This is a genomic window from Caballeronia sp. SL1002 (assembly GCF_057814995.1).
In genome coordinates this window covers 959,226-975,144 of the sequence record NZ_JBYMUW010000002.1, presented here as the reverse complement: position 1 = coordinate 975,144, position 15,919 = coordinate 959,226, and the positions used below count along the sequence as shown (strand labels likewise).

Here is a 15,919-nt window from a genome sequence, read left to right as displayed (position 1 = left end):
CGCGCGCCCTGCTCTACACTGGCGAGAAAACCCCTCACGGAGCACCTATGCGCGCCATTCGATGCCACCAGTACGGACCGCCCGACACGCTCACGCTCGACACTTTGCCCGACCTGCATCCCGACGCCGACGAGGTCGTGATCGACGTGAAGGCCGCGAGCGTGAATTTCCCGGACGTGCTCATCATTCAGAACAAGTACCAGTTCAAGCCGCCGCTGCCGTTCACGCCGGGCGCGGAGTTCGCGGGCATCGTGCGGGAGGTCGGCGCGAACGTCGCGCGGCTGAAACCCGGCATGCGGGTCGCGGCCTACACGGCGCAGGGCGGCTTCGCGGAACAGGCGCGCGCGACGGAATCGGCGTGTGTGCAACTGCCCGACGACATCGATTTCGCGAGCGCGGCCGCGTTCACGCTCGCCTACGGCACGTCGCACCACGCGATCGTCGACCGGGGCGCGCTGCAAGCCGGCGAGACGCTCCTCGTGCTCGGCGCGGCGGGCGGCGTTGGGCTCGCGGCGGTGCAGATCGGCCACGTGCTCGGCGCGCGCGTGATCGCGGCGGCATCGAGCGCGGAGAAGCTCGCGCTATGCGTCGAAAATGGTGCGGACGCGACAATTGATTACACACGGGAAGACTTGCGCGAGCGGATTCGGGCGCTGACGGACGGGCGCGGCCCGGACGTGATCTTCGATCTGGTCGGCGGCGACTACGCCGAAGCGGCGTTCCGCAGTATCGGCTGGCGCGGGCGCTATCTCGTGGTGGGATTCGCAAACGGCGAGATTCCGAAACTGCCGCTTAATCTGACCTTGCTGAAAGGCGCGAGTGTCGTGGGCGTATTCTGGGGCGAGCACATGAAACGCGAGCCGGGCTTCAGCGCGGCGGCGTTCGAACAGATGCTCGGGTGGATCGGCGAAGGCCGGCTCAAGCCGCACATCAGCCGCCGTTATACGCTCGAGCAAACGCCGCAGGCGCTCGACGATATGGCGAACCGCCGCGTGACGGGCAAGATCGTTATCGAGCCGTGAGCGCCCCTGCTTCTAGATGACCGACGCCGCCCGCAGTTGCGCGATCGCGTCGGCGTCGTAGCCGATCGACGCCAGCACTTCGTCGGTGTGCTCGCCGAGTTTCGGCCCGAGCCAGCGCGTCTCGCCGGGCGTTTCGGACAGCTTCGGCGTGACGTTCGGCAACGTGATTTCGCGGCCGTCCTGCCACGGAAAACGCTGGAGCATCTGACGCGCGATGAATTGCGGATCGGTGAACATGTCGGCCACGCTGAAAATGCGTCCGGCGGGTACGTCGGCGGCATTGAGGACTGCGAGCGCTTCGTCGATTCCGCGCGGCGCGAGCCACGCCGCAATTGCGCCGTCGATTTCCTGCGTTCGCGGCACGCGGCCGTCGTTCGAGGCGAGTCCGGGGTCGTTCGCGAGATCCTCGCGGTCGATCGCCGTCATGAGGCGCTTGAAGATCGGATCGCTATTGCCGCCGATCACGATGCTGCCGTCCAGACACGGATACGTATTCGAGGGCACGATGCCCGGCAGCGACGCGCCGGTGCGCTCGCGCACCATGCCGTACACGCCGTATTCCGGCACCACGCTTTCCATCATGTTGAACACTGCCTCATAGAGCGCGACGTCCACGACCTGCCCCTTGCCGCCGTTCGCTTTCCGGTGATGCAGCGCCATCAGCGCGCCGATCACGCCGTGCAGCGCCGCGATCGAATCGCCGATGGAAATGCCGATGCGCGGCGGCGGCAGATCCGGATAGCCGGTAATGTGGCGCAGCCCGCCCATCGATTCCGCGATCGCGCCGAAGCCCGGCCGGTCGCGATACGGACCGGTCTGACCGTAGCCCGAGAGGCGCACCATCACGAGACCGGGATTGTCGGCGGCGAGCGTTTCATACCCGAGACCGAGCTTTTCGAGCAGCCCGGGCCGAAAATTTTCCACGACGATATCCGCTTCCTTCGCGAGCCGCCGGACGATTTCCTTGCCCTCTTCGGCTTTCAGATTGACCGTCACCGACTTCTTGTTGCGCGCCTGCACCGCCCACCAGAGCGACGTGCCGCCCACTTCCGGATAAAGCTTGCGCCATTTGCGCAGCGGATCGCCGCCGTTCGGATCCTCGATCTTGATCACGTCCGCGCCGAATTCGCCCATGAAGCGGGCGGCGAACGGGCCGGCGATCAGCGTGCCGAGTTCGAGCACCTTCACGCCCGCGAGCGGGCCGGTCACTGCGCTCATGCTGTCTCCTTGTTGCTTTTCTCTGGCGTTTTTAAAGCGGAATGTCGAGCGCGCGAAAGCGCGGCGAACCGTCGGCGAGCGTGCCGTTGAACATCTCGGCGGGGCGCACCCAGAGGCCGCGCTCGTGCGGCCAGAGATGTTCGTAGACGATCATCGCCTCTTCCGTTTCCGAGTGCCGCGCCACGCCGATCACGCGATACAGCCCGCCCTTGTAATGCTGATGCGTGGCGAGCGTTCTGGCTTCTGCTTCGGTCATTGCGGGGTTCCTGAAATCGATGTCTATACCGAGCGGCGGTCGAGCATCGCGCGGGCGATCGTGCCCGCATCGACGTATTCGAGCTCACCGCCGACCGGCACGCCGCGCGCGAGCCGCGTCACTTTCAGGCCCTTCGCCTTGAGCGTCTGCGCGAGATAGTGCGCGGTCGCCTCGCCTTCGTTCGTGAAGTTCGTGGCGAGCACGACTTCCTGCACGATGCCGTCGATCGCGCGGCCGATCAGCCGGTCGAAATGAATTTCCTTCGGACCGATACCGTCGAGCGGGCTCAAGTGGCCCATCAAAACGAAATACAGCCCGCGATACGTCAGCGTCTGCTCCAGCATGATCTGGTCGGCGGGCGTTTCGACCACGCACAGGAGCGCCGGATCCCGTTCCTCATCGCGGCACACCTCGCAGATTTCCGCTTCCGTGAACGTGTTGCACTTCTCGCAGTGCTTCAGGTGCTCGGTCGCGAACTGGAGCGCGCGCCCGAGCTTTTCCGCGCCGGGCCGGTCGTGCTGCATCAGGTGATACGCCATGCGCTGCGCCGACTTCGGGCCGACGCCCGGCAGCGCGCGCAACGCTTCGACGAGCGCCGACAAGGCGGAAGGTTGTTTCATGTCGTCCTGCGAATGGTGAGGCGCGTCCGGATGCTCAGAACGGCAGTTTGAAACCCGGCGGCATCGGCATGCCGCTCGTCATGCCGCTCATCTTTTCCTGCGTGGTGGCTTCGGCCTTGCGCACGGCGTCGTTGAACGCGGCGGCGACGAGATCTTCCAGCATGTCTTTATCGTCGGCGAGCAGGCTCGGGTCGATCTGCACGCGGCGCACGTCGTTCTTGCAGGTCATCGTGACTTTCACGAGACCCGCGCCCGACTGGCCTTCCACCTCGATCAGCGCCAGTTGATCCTGCATCTTCTTCATGTTTTCCTGCATCTGCTGCGCTTGCTTCATCAACCCGGCGAGTTGGTTCTTCATCATGATCGGCTCCTTGATCGGAATGGTGCGAATGTGGACGAACGGATAAGCGTGGATGCAATCGGCGCGCGCGGCATCCAAGCGACGCGGCGAACGCCGATGCTTGGGCTAACTGCTGGCTTGCGACCCCGCCGCGAGCGGCTTGATCGAGCCCTGGACGATGCTCGCGCCGAAGTCGCGGATCAGCGACTGCACGAACGGGTCTTGCGCGATTTCCTGCTCGGCGTCCGCCTGACGGCGCTCACGCGCGGCGGCGTCGAGCGCGGCGGCGGTGCGTCGCGCCGGACCGACCACGACGATCACCTCCAGCGCGCGGCCGAGCTTGTCCGCGAGCGCGGTCTTGAGCTTCGCGACCTGCGACGCTTCGGCGTATTGCGGGACCGGCACGCTGAGCGTGATCGATGCAGCGTCGCAGGCGGTCAGTTCGCTGTTGAACGCGAGTTGATAGGAAATACCTTTGAGCGGCAAATCGACGGCGAGCGCGGGCCAGTCGCCTTCCACGCCGATTGCATCGAGCGGCACGCCGGGCGGCAGCGGCCGGGCGTCGCGGCGAGGCGGCACTTCGGTTTTCGGACGCGCGGCGGGCGCTTCGTTGGGTAAGTTGTCAGGTGCGTCGTTGAAGCGCAGATCGTCCGGCCCGCTTTCGAACGCGGGCACGAAGCCATCGTCGGGCGGCATGAAGTACGCATCTTCCGCCGACGCGGGCATGTAGTCGTCCGGCGGCATGTCGTCCCACGGCGCGACCGGCGCGCTTTGAGCCGAACGGGATTGCTGCGCCGTCGGTGCTGGCGTGGGTACTGGCGTGGGTACTGGCGTTGGTGCGGCCGGACGGCGCGGCACGGGAACCTGCACGATGGGCGCGGCAGGACGCGTCGTGGCGGCGGGTGTCGGTGCAGCCTGGGCGGCCGGCGCCGCACGCGCACCGCGATCCGAGCTCACCCGCATACCCGCACTACGCAACACATCGAGCGCGGCGCTAGCACCACCCGCGCGCGTCCGCTCGACGGGGGGCGTGGGCGGCGTGGGCTTAGGTGGCTCCAGCGCTTTTTGCGGCGCTTGCGGCGCGACGGCTTTCGGTTCGGCTTCGGCTTCGGCTTTCGTTTCGGCGGTAGCTTCGGGTTTCGGTTCGGCTTCGGCTGTCGTTTCGGCCTTGGCGTCGGGTTTCGCTTCGGCCTTGGCTTCGGCTTCCGATTTCGTTGCGGCCGTGGCTTCGGCTGTCGTTGCGGCTTCGGCTTCGATTGCGGTCTGCTGAGCGGCGGCAACGATTGGCGCTGCGGTCGTTTTTGGAACAGGCTCGCTCGCGGCCGCTACCGGCGACACGCCGGAGACAATCGATTCCGCCGGAGCGGTTTCTTCAACCGGTGTATCCGCTGCGGTTCGCCGCTGGGGCGCGAATTCCGCTTGCGCATTCGCGTCCTCGCGAGCCACAGGCGAACCCGCTGCTTCCCGATGCCCCGGCGCGTCCGATTGCCGAGCCGCGACAAGCGGTGTCGGCATCGCAACATCCACGCGATCCACCACCACAGGCGCCACGCGCGGTGCGACCGCAGCCGACGGCAAGACTGCCACGCGCGGCGCGGGCTCGGCACGCGGGGCCGCCGCGACCGAACCTGCCGTTCCCGCCGAACCCGCCGATACCGCCGCCGGCCGACGCGCCGCGATGCCGCCGCCCTTAGCCGTGTCGTGAGCATTGCCGCCGCCCGTGCCGCCACCGCCGCCCGGCCCTGCCGGTTCGAACGCGAGCATGCGCAGCAGCGTCATCGTGAAACCCGCGTATTCGTCCGGTGCAAGCCCGAGTTCGGCGCGCCCGATGGTCGCGATCTGGTAGAACAACTGGACCTGTTCGGCCACGAGCGTCTCGGCGAAGCGGCGGATATCGCCCGCTTCCGGCCATTCGTCGAGCACCGACGACGGCGCGAACTGCGCCCACGCGATCCGGTGCAGCAAGCCCGCCAGATCCTGCAGCGCCGTCGAAAACGACAGGCTGCGAAGCGCCATTTCGTCGGCAATCGCAAGCACGGTCTCACCGCTGCCTTCAGCCAGCGCGTCGAGCAGGCGGATCAGATAGCTCTGGTCGAGCGCGCCGAGCATGCCGCGCACGGCTTCCTCGGTCACCTGATTCGCCGAATAGGCGATGGCCTGATCGGTCAGCGAGAGCGCGTCGCGCATGCTGCCGTCAGCCGCTCGCGACAAAAGCCGCAGCGCTTGCGGCTCGAAGGCGATCTGCTCCTCGCCGAGCACGTGTTCGAGATGCGTCACGATATGCCCGGCCGGCATCTGCTTCAGATTGAACTGAAGGCAGCGCGAGAGCACGGTGACGGGAATCTTTTGCGGATCGGTCGTGGCGAGGATGAACTTGACGTGCGCCGGCGGCTCTTCCAGCGTCTTCAGCATCGCGTTGAAGGCGTGGTTCGTGAGCATGTGCACTTCGTCGATCATATAGACCTTGAAGCGCGCATCGACCGGCGCGTAGACGGCGCGCTCCAGCAGCGCGGCCATTTCATCGACACCGCGATTACTCGCCGCGTCCATTTCCACATAATCGACAAAGCGCCCCTCGTCGATCTCGCGACATGCGCGGCACACGCCGCACGGCGTGGAGGTCACGCCCGTCTCGCAATTGAGCGCCTTGGCGAAAATTCGCGAGAGCGTTGTCTTGCCGACGCCGCGCGTGCCGGTGAACAGATAGGCGTGATGCAGGCGGCCACCGTCGAGTGCGTGCGTCAGCGCCCGGACGACGTGCTCCTGGCCGACGAGCGACGCGAACGATTTCGGCCGCCATTTGCGTGCGAGAACTTGATAGGTCATGCCGAAATTGTATCAGCAACGTCAAGCCGACAAGGCCTTTCAGCGCCCACGCCGCGCGAGGCAAAGCGCATAGGCAGAAAGCGCACGACGACAGCACGAAGCGATAAAACCAATGGCCAAAACGAGCATGCCAAACGGCGGAGAAAAGCTGAAGAAACGTAGAAGGAATTGATAATGCGCGCTGGAAACCGCAAGGGAAACCACAAACGGAAACGCGAGAGAAAAGACGCGGAAAAAACCGCAGAGGAAACACTGAGAAAAAGCGGAAGGTGACGAGCCCGACCCTCGGCACTGGTAGAAAACGGCTGTGGCTGCTTCGTTCCCGACCTGACCAGGTTGACCGCGCCACCATGCGAGGAGGCCCGTCACGTCGAATCATATCACCGAGTGACGCACCGCGACAGCCCCGGCTCGCATTAATCTGCCGCCGGCCTGCTCGCCTGGCCCGTCCCGTATAGAGAAAGCATGCACGGCGCACGCGGCCCTTGCGAATCGTTCGGACGGCCTCATCTGAGCGCTATCGGCGCCCGGCAACGGATAGCAAAGTAAGCTAAGATTGCGTGTGAATCACCTGTAACCCTCGCGCCGCAAGACTTTCGCGGCGTGTTCGCGGTCTGTTTCGGCAATGATCCCCGCGTGCGGTACGCGAGCGCTTTCCAACTCGCGGCGCAACGAAAATTTTTCTGTTTTGATGTATCGTGGCGAGCATTCAAACGCGGGCCTCGAATCGATAGAGGTATCTACATAATGAGCGAATCAATCAAGCACATCAGCGACGCATCCTTTGAACAGGATGTCGTGAAATCGGACAAACCGGTCCTCCTCGACTTCTGGGCGGAATGGTGCGGTCCCTGCAAGATGATTGCCCCGATCCTCGACGAAGTCGCGAAGGATTACGGCGACCGTCTGCAAATCGCGAAAATCAATGTCGACGAGCATCAGTCCACACCGGTCAAGTTCGGCGTGCGCGGCATCCCGACGCTGATTCTGTTCAAGAACGGCGCAGTGGCCGCACAGAAGGTCGGCGCGTTGTCGAAGTCGCAACTGACCGCATTCCTCGACAGCAATCTGTGATTTTTTGAAAGCGCGGACCGTCGCCAAGACCTTCCGCGCTTTTTCTTGTTTGCGCCGACGGTTTCACGTTTGGCCTCGTCTTCGTCCTCGTCTTCGTCTTCAGGCGCGCCGGCGTGTTCATCTTCGAAGGCGAGTCTTGTTGTGAGGCGACAACAAGCGGAAATGACGCTCCCGGATCCCGCACCCGAGGCCTGCTCGGCGTGTGCTATGCTAGAATCACAAGACTTCAAGACGTATAAGTCCTAGAGCGGTTCCGCTCACCTCTTCCCCAAATTCTTTCTGTCGCTCCTCTTCTCCCTGGCGGGAAATCCGTATGCATTTATCCGAGCTCAAGTCTCAGCACGTGTCAGCACTGATCGAGATGGCTAATGGCCTCGAGATCGAAAACGCAAATCGCCTGCGCAAGCAGGAACTGATGTTTGCGATTCTTAAAAAACGCGCCAAGACGGGCGACACGATTTTCGGCGACGGCACGCTTGAAGTGCTGCCCGACGGATTCGGTTTCCTGCGCTCGCCCGAGACGTCGTATCTCGCGAGCACGGACGACATCTATATCAGTCCCTCGCAAATCCGCCGCTTCAACCTGCATACCGGCGACACGATCGAAGGCGAAGTGCGCACGCCGAAAGACGGCGAACGCTATTTCGCGCTGGTCAAGGTGGACAAGGTCAACGGGCAGCCGCCCGAGGCCTCGAAGCACAAGATCATGTTCGAGAATCTGACGCCGCTGCATCCGAACAAGCCGCTGCCGCTCGAGCGCGAAATGCGCGGCGAGGAAAACGTGACGGGCCGGATCATCGACATGATCTCGCCGATCGGCAAAGGCCAGCGCGGCCTGCTCGTCGCGTCGCCTAAATCGGGCAAGACGGTGATGCTTCAGCACATCGCGCACGCCATCAAGTCGAATCATCCGGATGTCGTGCTGTTCGTGTTGCTGATCGACGAACGTCCTGAAGAAGTGACCGAAATGCAGCGTTCGGTGGTCGGCGAAGTGATTGCCTCGACCTTCGACGAACCCGCCGCGCGTCACGTTCAAGTCGCCGAAATGGTGATCGAAAAGGCGAAGCGCCTGGTCGAAATGAAGCACGACGTGGTCATTCTGCTCGACTCCATCACCCGTCTCGCGCGCGCGTACAACACGGTCGTGCCGGCGTCGGGCAAGGTGCTGACGGGCGGTGTCGACGCTAACGCGCTGCAGCGCCCGAAGCGTTTCTTCGGCGCGGCGCGCAATATCGAGGAAGGCGGTTCGCTCACCATCATCGGTACGGCGCTGATCGAAACCGGCAGCCGCATGGACGACGTGATTTATGAAGAGTTCAAGGGCACCGGCAACATGGAAGTGCACCTGGAGCGCCGTCTCGCGGAAAAGCGCGTGTATCCGTCGATCAACCTGAACAAGTCGGGCACGCGTCGCGAAGAACTGCTCATCAAGCCGGACCTGCTGCAAAAGGTCTGGGTGCTGCGCAAGTTCATTCACGACATGGACGAAGTCGAAGCGATGGAATTCCTGCTCGACAAGATTCGCCAGACGAAGAGCAATTCCGAGTTCTTCGACCTGATGCGTCGTGGCGGAGGCTGATTTCAGCTTCGCGTCCCGCTGACAAAGCCGCCCTTCGCCGGGCGGTTTTTTTTCGTCCGTATAAAACGACAAGAATCAGCGCTTCCACCCAACCTGTACGTTCACGTTCAGGTTCAACTATAATCGGCTCCATCTTTTCCGCCCGCGAGGCCCGCCGATGCCGATCGCCAACGAATTGCCAGACGAACGCGCCCCGCTTCTCACCGTCCGCGATGCCGCCGATCGGCTGGGCGTCACGCCGCGCACGCTCAAATATTACGAAGAACGGGGTTTGCTTACGCCGAGCCGAAGCAGCGGGCGTTATCGGCAATATGACGAGAGCGATCTCGAACGCTTTGGCCGGATCTTGCGGCTGCGTTCGCTAGGCTTTTCGGTGCATGGCATCACGGAAATGCTCAAGCGACCGCTCGAAGATACCGACACGGGACGCAAGCGTTATTCGACCGAATCGCTTGCGGACATTCGGGACGGCTTGAGCGCGCAGTTGCAGGCGCTCGACGCGCGGATCGACGCGGTGCGGCGCGAACTCAAGGAAGCGCAGACCGTGCGCGACGAACTTCGGCTCGACCTCGATTACGTCGAAGCGCGGCTCGCGGGCGAATCCGCCGACGATCTGCTCGAACGCCGAAAGCGCGCGCAAGCATCGAATAAAGCCGCGAGTAAAACTTCCAAGCCGCGCACGAAAGGTCCGCGCGCATGAATTCGAGCGTGCCCGGCCGCCTGCGCGCCGATCTGTTTCCCTGGGTGCTCGCGTTCGCGACCGGCCTGGATTACTTCGACAACGCGTCGTTTTCGTTCTTCGCGAGCTATATCGCGGGCGGCATCAACGCGTCGCCGGACGAACTGGTGTGGTCGTCGAGCGCTTACGCGATCGCCGCCGTGCTCGGCATTCTCCAGCAGCAATGGTGGGTCGACCGGCTCGGCCACCGGCGCTATATCGCCGGGAGCCTGCTCTTCTACTCGGCGGCGGCAATCGCGTCGGGATTGTGCGAAAGCTCGCTGCAACTGATGTTCGCGCGGGGCGTGCAGGGCTATTTCATCGGCCCGATGATGGGCGCGTGCCGCATCCTGATCCAGATCAGCTTCGCGCCGCAGCCGCGTGCGAGCGCGCTGCGCTCGTTTCTCGCGCTGATCGTCGCGAGCAGCGCGCTCGCGCCGCTCGCGGGCGGCCTGCTCGTCTCGCATTTCGACTGGCGCGCGATCTTTTTCTGCACGGCGCCCGCGGGCGTCGCGCTCGCCGCCCTCGCGTTGTTCGCGCTGCCGAACTCGGGAAACGTGGCACCGGAGGCGCGCGGCGATACACCTTTCTGGCCGTATCTGCTGTTTGCGTTCGCGCAAGGCGCGCTGCAACTCGTCATGCAACAGGTCCGCTTCCAGCTTTTCACCGCATCGCCGATCCTGATTCTCCTGTCCGCTTCGGGCATCGGCGCGCTCGCGTGGTTTGTGTATCACCAATGGCATCATCCGTCGCCGCTCGTGCGGCTGCACGCGCTGCGAGAACGCACGTTTCAGGTCGGATTGCTGCTTTACATGTTCTATTACTACGAGTCCACGGGCTTCAGCTATTTGATCTCGCGGCTGCTTGAACAAGGGCTCGCTTATCCGGTCGAGAATGCCGGACGTCTGGTCGGCGTGACTTCGCTTATATCCGGCACGGCGCTCTTCGCCTATCTCCGCTATGCCAAGCTGCTGCCGCGCAAGAAGATGATCATCGTGCCGGGATTCGCGCTTGCCGCGCTGGTCGGCTGGCTGCTCACGCGCCTCACGCCCGCCGTCGGTCAGGAAACGCTGATCCTGCCGATGCTGCTGCGCGGCCTCTTGATTTTGTTCATCGTGTTGCCGGTCGCGAATCTGACCTTCCGGATTTTCGCGATCGAAGAATTCACGCACGGTTACCGGCTGAAGAATATCGTGCGGCAACTGACCATTTCGTTCGCGACTGCGTCGGTGATCATCGTCGAGCAGCATCGGCAGGCGGTGCACGAAGCGCGCCTCGCGGAGTGGGCAAATCCGTACAATCCGATGTTCCAGAATACGATGACAGCGCTCGCGCACGGTTTTGCAGCGGCGGGACGGTCGGCCGCCGACGCGCATGCGCTCGCGCTTGTCTCCGTCGACCGGATGGTGACGCAACAGGCGAGCTTCCTCGCTTCGCTGGACGGCTTCTATTTCCTGATGGGCGTCGCGATCTGCGGCGGCGTCTTCGCGTGGTGGCAACAACAAATCGACTAGAACGATGGCTAATCTCTTCACGCGCTGGTTCGGCGCGCAACGCCGCGAGCGCGCGCTGCGCAACTATGCAATCGACGACGCGCTCTGGCGCGACACGCTCGCGCGCCTGCCGTTTTTCGGCCATCTGAGCGCCGCCGATCTCGCTCGTCTGCGCGAAAACGCGAGCCTTTTTATCGCGCAGAAGGAATTTTCGACCGCCCACGACCTGCCGTTGACCGATGCGATGATCGTGTCGATCGCCGCGCAAGCGTGTCTGCCGGTGCTGAATCTGAGCCTCGATCTGTATCGCGGCTGGGTCGGCGTGATCGTGTATCCGGGCGAGTTCGTGATCCGCAAGACGGTCGAGGACGAAGACGGCGTCGTGCACGAAGTCGAGCAGGACGCGAGCGGCGAGGCGTGGGAAGGCGGCCCGGTCGTGCTCTCGTGGGAAGACGCGCAGATGAACACCGCGGGCGACGCGTACAACGTGGTGATCCACGAGTTCGCGCACAAAATAGATATGGTGAACGGCGAGGCCGACGGGCATCCGCCGCTTTATCGACGCTGGCACGCGCCGCTCGACGCAGCGGGCTGGACGGACGTTTTCGATCACGCCTACGACCATTTCTGCGCGCAGGTGGACGCGGTTCCGGCGCGGCGCTGGAGCCGTTTCGAGCGCGACTCGCTGATCGATCCCTATGCCGCCGATCACCCGTCGGAGTTCTTCGCCGTGTGCAGCGAGGCGTTGTTCGTGACGCCGACCGCCTTCGAGAGCGCGTATCCCGAGCTGTACCGGCTGCTCGCGCGCTATTACCGGCAGGATCCGGCGAGGGTCGGCGCGCTGGGCGATACGGATCAGTAAGACCCCAAAAACCTGCCAACCGACTGATTTTCTGGCATAATCTCCGTTTTTCGACCCTAGGCAAGTGGCTCGTTCTTAAAGTTATCTCCTGGAAATCCCCAGGCGAAACCAGCGAGTTGGCTACCGCCAGATCTCAGGAAAGACCATGAAAGAAGGCATTCACCCGAATTATCGCGAAGTTCTGTTCATCGACATGTCGAACGACTTCAAGTTCGTGACGCGCTCGACCATCAACACGCGTGAAACCGCTGAGTTCGAAGGCAAGACCTATCCGCTCGCGAAGATCGAAGTGTCGTCGGAATCGCATCCGTTCTACACCGGCCAGCAAAAGATCATGGACACGGCCGGCCGCGTCGAAAAGTTCAACAAGAAGTTCGCAGCATTCTCGGCGAAGAAGTAAGACGTTCGCCAACAGCACCGGTTCACGCCGATGCTCGCAAAAAAGGGCAGCTTTCGCTGCCCTTTTTTGTCGCCTGCGTTTTTCGTTTTTCTAACGGGCTCCCGGTTTATCGACGCAAACCACACCGCCCGGTGACGGGCCGTGCGCCTCGCGTCTACAATGCCGGATTGTCCGACGACGCCCGCCAGCACGGCGTCTAGGTCATGGCCCCGAGCGCCGTATCTCCCGGCCGCACTATTTGAATACGTCACGCGCGCCGCCCGGCTCTGCTTGTCCGCTCCGTTCCTTAAGTTCCCGCATGCGATCTGTCGTCCGCCTAACCGCCTCCGCCACCAGCGCTCTGCCGCGCTGGCTCCTGCTTGCCATTTGTATCGTGTATGCGTCGTTCGGGCTGTTCGGCCGCGATCCCTGGAAGAACGAGGACGCCGGCGGCTTCGGCGTGATGTGGACGATGGCGAACGGCGACCCGAAGGACTGGCTGCTGCCGAACCTCGTCGGCAAGGCGATCACCGCCGACGGCCCGCTCATGTACTGGCTCGGCGCGGGCGCAATCCGCGTTCTGAGCCCGTGGGTGGACGCGAGCAACGCGTCGCGCGTCGTGACCGGCCTGCTGTTCTGTATCGCTTGCGCGTTCGTCTGGTACGCGGCGTACCTGCTCGGCCGGCGCGCCGAAGCGCAGCCGTTCAAGTACGCGTTCGGCGGCGAGCCGGAACCGCGCGACTACGGCCGCACGCTCGCCGACGGCGCGCTCCTGATCCTGCTCGCGTGCTTCGGTCTCGCCGAACGCGGCCACGAAACCACGCCGCAACTCGCGCAGTTCGCGGGCACGGCGATGCTGATCTACGGTCTCGTGCGCAGCCTGGACAAACCGATTCAAGGCGCCGTCCTCTGGGGCGCGGCGCTCGGACTGGTCGGTTTGTCGAGCAGTCCGGTGCTCGTGTTCGCGCTCTTGCTCTGCACGCTCGCGATGACCATCGTCGTGCGCGAGGTGAAGCCGCGCTATCTGCTGTTGATCGGCTTGCCGATTGCGGTAGTGCTGATCGGCGCGTGGGTGCTGCCGACGCTGCACTACTATCCCGACGACGGCGAATGGTGGCTGCGTCAATGGTGGCGCTACAGTTTTCACACGTTTACCGGCCCGCCCGCGCAGGTATTCGGCTACGCGATGAAGAATCTGCCGCTCTTCACCTGGCCCGCGTGGCCGCTCGCGATCTGGACGTTCGTGAGCTGGGGCGGCCAGCGCCGCTCGCCGCACGTGGCCGTGCCGATGTCGGTGATCGGGCCGCTGCTCGTGCTCGTCGTGCTGCAAAGCCACGAAACCAATCGGCTGTTCATGCTGCTGCTGCCGCCGCTGTCCGTGCTCGCCACGTTCGCCCTGCCGACGCTCAAGCGCGGCGCGATCAACGCGATCGACTGGTTCGCGATGCTGAGCTTCACGATTCTCGGCAGCTTTGTCTGGCTCGTCTGGACGGCGGGCATGATCGGCTGGCCGGCGCCGCTTGCGCGCAATCTCGCGCGGCTCGCGCCCGGCTTTCATCCCGAGTTCAAGATTCTGTCGTTCGTCTGCGCGGTCGCCGTGACGGTGTCGTGGTTCCTGCTCGCGCGCTGGCGGCTCGCGCGCCATCCGAAGGTGCTGTGGCGCAGCGTCGTGCTCTCCAGCGCGGGCACCACGCTGATGTGGGTTTTGCTGATGACGCTGTGGCTGCCGGTCGTCAATTACAGCCGGACTTACCGCGACGTCGCCGAGCAGATCGCCGATCACCTTCCCGCCGACTACACCTGCATTTCGCCGGTGCGTCTCGGCGATGCGCAGATCGCGACGTTCGCGTATTTCGGCGGCATGCATTTCGCCTTCGACGAAGACTGCGACGTGATTCTCCGGCAGGACACGCAGGATTTCGGCGAGCCGTCGTCCATCTCGAATTTCGAGTGGAAGCTTGTCTGGGAAGGCCGGCGCGTCGCCGATCGCGACGAGCGTTTCCGCCTTTACGTGCGGATCGAACGGCCCGTTGCGCCGGTCAAGAAGCCGCGGCCGAAGACGCTACGCCGCAAGGGGCAATAACCGATGCTGGCCGATGTGCGCCGTATCGCCGCTCTCGCGTGGCCGGTCCTGATCGGCCAGCTGGCGATCATCGCGTTTGGCGTGATCGACACCGCGATGGTCGGCCGCTTTTCCGCCACCGATCTCGCCGCGCTTGGCCTCGGATCGTCTGTGTATATCTCGGTGTATATCGGGCTGACCGGCATTCTGACCGCGCTTCAGCCGATCGCCGGCCAGTTGTTCGGCGCGGGACGCGAATCCGAGATCGGCGAGGAAGTGCGTCAGGCGCTGTGGCTCGCCGCCGTGTTGTCGGTGCTCGGCTTCACGTTTCTCTATTTTCCCGAATCCTTGCTGCGTTTCGCCGACGCCCCGCCCGCGCTGCACGACCGCACGGTCGCGTATCTGCGCATCCTGTCGCTCGGATTGCCCGCGAGCCTCGCGTTCCGTGTCTATAGTTCGCTCACGAACGCAGTCGGCAAGCCCCGGCTCGTGATGTTCCTGCAGATCGGCGGGCTGTTGCTCAAGGTGCCGCTCAATACGTGGTTCATCTTCGGCGGCTTCGGCGTGCCCGCGCTCGGCGGACCGGGCTGCGCGCTCGCGAGCACGCTCATCAACTGGGTGCTGGCGGCGGTCGGCATGACGGTGCTCGTGCGCTTCGCGTTCTTCCGCCCGTTCGGCGTGTTCTCCCGGTTCTGCTGGCCGGTCTTGCGACGCCAGGCCGCGCTGCTGAAACTCGGCATTCCGATGGGCCTGTCCTATCTGATCGAGGTGACGTCGTACACGTTCATGGCGCTCTTCATTTCGCGCTTCGGGACGACGACGCTCGCCGGCCACCAGATCGCGGGCAATCTCGGCGCGGTGCTCTACATGACGCCGCTCGCGATCGGCATCGCCTCGTCCACACTGGTGTCGCAGGCGCTCGGCGCACGGCAATACGACGCCGCCGCTTCGCTCTCGCGCCACGGCATCGCGATGTCGTGCGGTATCGCGTGCCTGTACGGCGTGATCGTGCTGAGTCTCAGGCCGCATCTGATCGCGGCGTACACGCCGAATCAGGACGTGATCGCGGCGGCGATGCCGCTCGTGTTCATCATCGTGTTCTATCACTTCTTCGACGCGCTGCAGATCACCACCGCGTTCGTCCTGCGCGCCTACAAAGTGGCGGTCGTGCCGACGGTCATCTACGCGGTCGCGCTGTGGGGCATCGGCCTCGGCGGCGGCTATCTGCTCGGCTTCAATGCGCTCGGCGGCGTCCCGCAATGGCTGCAAGGCGCGCGCGGCTTCTGGATCGCCAATACGGTGAGCCTCGGCGTCGCGGGCATCGGACTGTATGTCTACTGGCGGCGCGTCAGTTCGCGGCATTTGCGCGCGCGATCGGCGACCCGATAAACCTTGCGTGTCGCGCAAGGTTTATCGTTGTTCTGTCACATCGTGCGTCAAATACGCTGAAAAAACCGCGCAGTCCGGTAA

The 15,919-nt window shown here is 63.9% G+C and carries 14 protein-coding genes and 1 other RNA gene; 9 read left to right on the top strand and 6 right to left on the bottom strand.

Annotated elements, in window-relative coordinates; genetic code table 11:
• The first annotated feature begins 47 nt into the window (after positions 1-47).
• Positions 48-1,022, top strand: coding sequence for an NADPH:quinone oxidoreductase family protein (locus tag AC3D25_RS07415; RefSeq protein WP_488887778.1), 975 nt, complete (start codon positions 48-50; stop codon positions 1,020-1,022).
• Positions 1,023-1,034: 12 nt separating this feature from the next.
• Here the strand turns inward: AC3D25_RS07415 and AC3D25_RS07410 are convergent, their stop codons facing one another.
• From AC3D25_RS07410 to ffs, 6 genes are all read right to left on the bottom strand, one after another.
• Positions 1,035-2,240, bottom strand: a complete 1,206-nt coding sequence (locus AC3D25_RS07410; RefSeq protein WP_488887777.1) for a CaiB/BaiF CoA transferase family protein — start codon at positions 2,238-2,240, stop codon at positions 1,035-1,037.
• 31 nt (positions 2,241-2,271) lie between these two features.
• A complete protein-coding gene (locus AC3D25_RS07405; RefSeq protein WP_488887776.1) occupies positions 2,272-2,496 on the bottom strand; it encodes a DUF1653 domain-containing protein in 225 nt (74 codons plus the stop codon).
• A 23-nt stretch (positions 2,497-2,519) separates the two neighbouring features.
• Entirely contained in the window at positions 2,520-3,116 is a 597-nt protein-coding gene (gene recR / locus AC3D25_RS07400; protein ID WP_488887775.1) for a recombination mediator RecR, read from the bottom strand.
• A 34-nt stretch (positions 3,117-3,150) separates the two neighbouring features.
• Positions 3,151-3,477 carry a YbaB/EbfC family nucleoid-associated protein gene (locus tag AC3D25_RS07395; protein WP_488887774.1) on the bottom strand — a complete coding sequence of 109 codons (327 nt, stop codon included), beginning with the start codon at positions 3,475-3,477 and terminating at the stop codon, positions 3,151-3,153.
• 105 nt (positions 3,478-3,582) lie between these two features.
• Positions 3,583-6,282, bottom strand: coding sequence for a DNA polymerase III subunit gamma/tau (dnaX, locus tag AC3D25_RS07390; RefSeq protein ID WP_488887773.1), 2,700 nt, complete (start codon positions 6,280-6,282; stop codon positions 3,583-3,585).
• 268 nt (positions 6,283-6,550) lie between these two features.
• An RNA gene (gene ffs, locus AC3D25_RS07385) (signal recognition particle sRNA small type) lies at positions 6,551-6,649 on the bottom strand.
• Positions 6,650-7,029: 380 nt separating this feature from the next.
• On the opposite strand from ffs, the gene trxA reads away from it, so the two are divergent.
• From trxA to AC3D25_RS07345, 8 genes are all read left to right on the top strand, one after another.
• Positions 7,030-7,356, top strand: a complete 327-nt coding sequence (gene trxA / locus AC3D25_RS07380) for a thioredoxin TrxA (RefSeq protein ID WP_008349330.1) — start codon at positions 7,030-7,032, stop codon at positions 7,354-7,356.
• Between the two features lie 313 nt (positions 7,357-7,669).
• Positions 7,670-8,935 carry a transcription termination factor Rho gene (gene rho / locus AC3D25_RS07375; protein WP_035930509.1) on the top strand — a complete coding sequence of 422 codons (1,266 nt, stop codon included), beginning with the start codon at positions 7,670-7,672 and terminating at the stop codon, positions 8,933-8,935.
• Positions 8,936-9,092: 157 nt separating this feature from the next.
• Positions 9,093-9,635, top strand: a complete 543-nt coding sequence (locus AC3D25_RS07370) for a MerR family transcriptional regulator (RefSeq protein WP_488887772.1) — start codon at positions 9,093-9,095, stop codon at positions 9,633-9,635.
• Positions 9,632-11,167, top strand: coding sequence for an MFS transporter (locus AC3D25_RS07365; RefSeq protein WP_488887771.1), 1,536 nt, complete (start codon positions 9,632-9,634; stop codon positions 11,165-11,167). The genes AC3D25_RS07370 and AC3D25_RS07365 overlap by 4 nt, the downstream gene beginning before the upstream one ends.
• A 4-nt stretch (positions 11,168-11,171) precedes the next feature.
• Positions 11,172-12,008: a M90 family metallopeptidase gene (locus AC3D25_RS07360; RefSeq protein ID WP_488887770.1), complete on the top strand. Its 837-nt coding sequence runs from the start codon at positions 11,172-11,174 to the stop codon at positions 12,006-12,008.
• A 145-nt stretch (positions 12,009-12,153) separates the two neighbouring features.
• On the top strand, positions 12,154-12,408 hold the full coding sequence (locus AC3D25_RS07355; protein WP_309785179.1) for a type B 50S ribosomal protein L31: 255 nt from the start codon (positions 12,154-12,156) through the stop codon (positions 12,406-12,408).
• Positions 12,409-12,706: 298 nt separating this feature from the next.
• Positions 12,707-14,470 carry an ArnT family glycosyltransferase gene (locus AC3D25_RS07350; protein ID WP_488887769.1) on the top strand — a complete coding sequence of 588 codons (1,764 nt, stop codon included), beginning with the start codon at positions 12,707-12,709 and terminating at the stop codon, positions 14,468-14,470.
• 3 nt (positions 14,471-14,473) lie between these two features.
• Positions 14,474-15,838: an MATE family efflux transporter gene (locus tag AC3D25_RS07345; protein ID WP_488887768.1), complete on the top strand. Its 1,365-nt coding sequence runs from the start codon at positions 14,474-14,476 to the stop codon at positions 15,836-15,838.
• Positions 15,839-15,919: the final 81 nt, after the last annotated feature.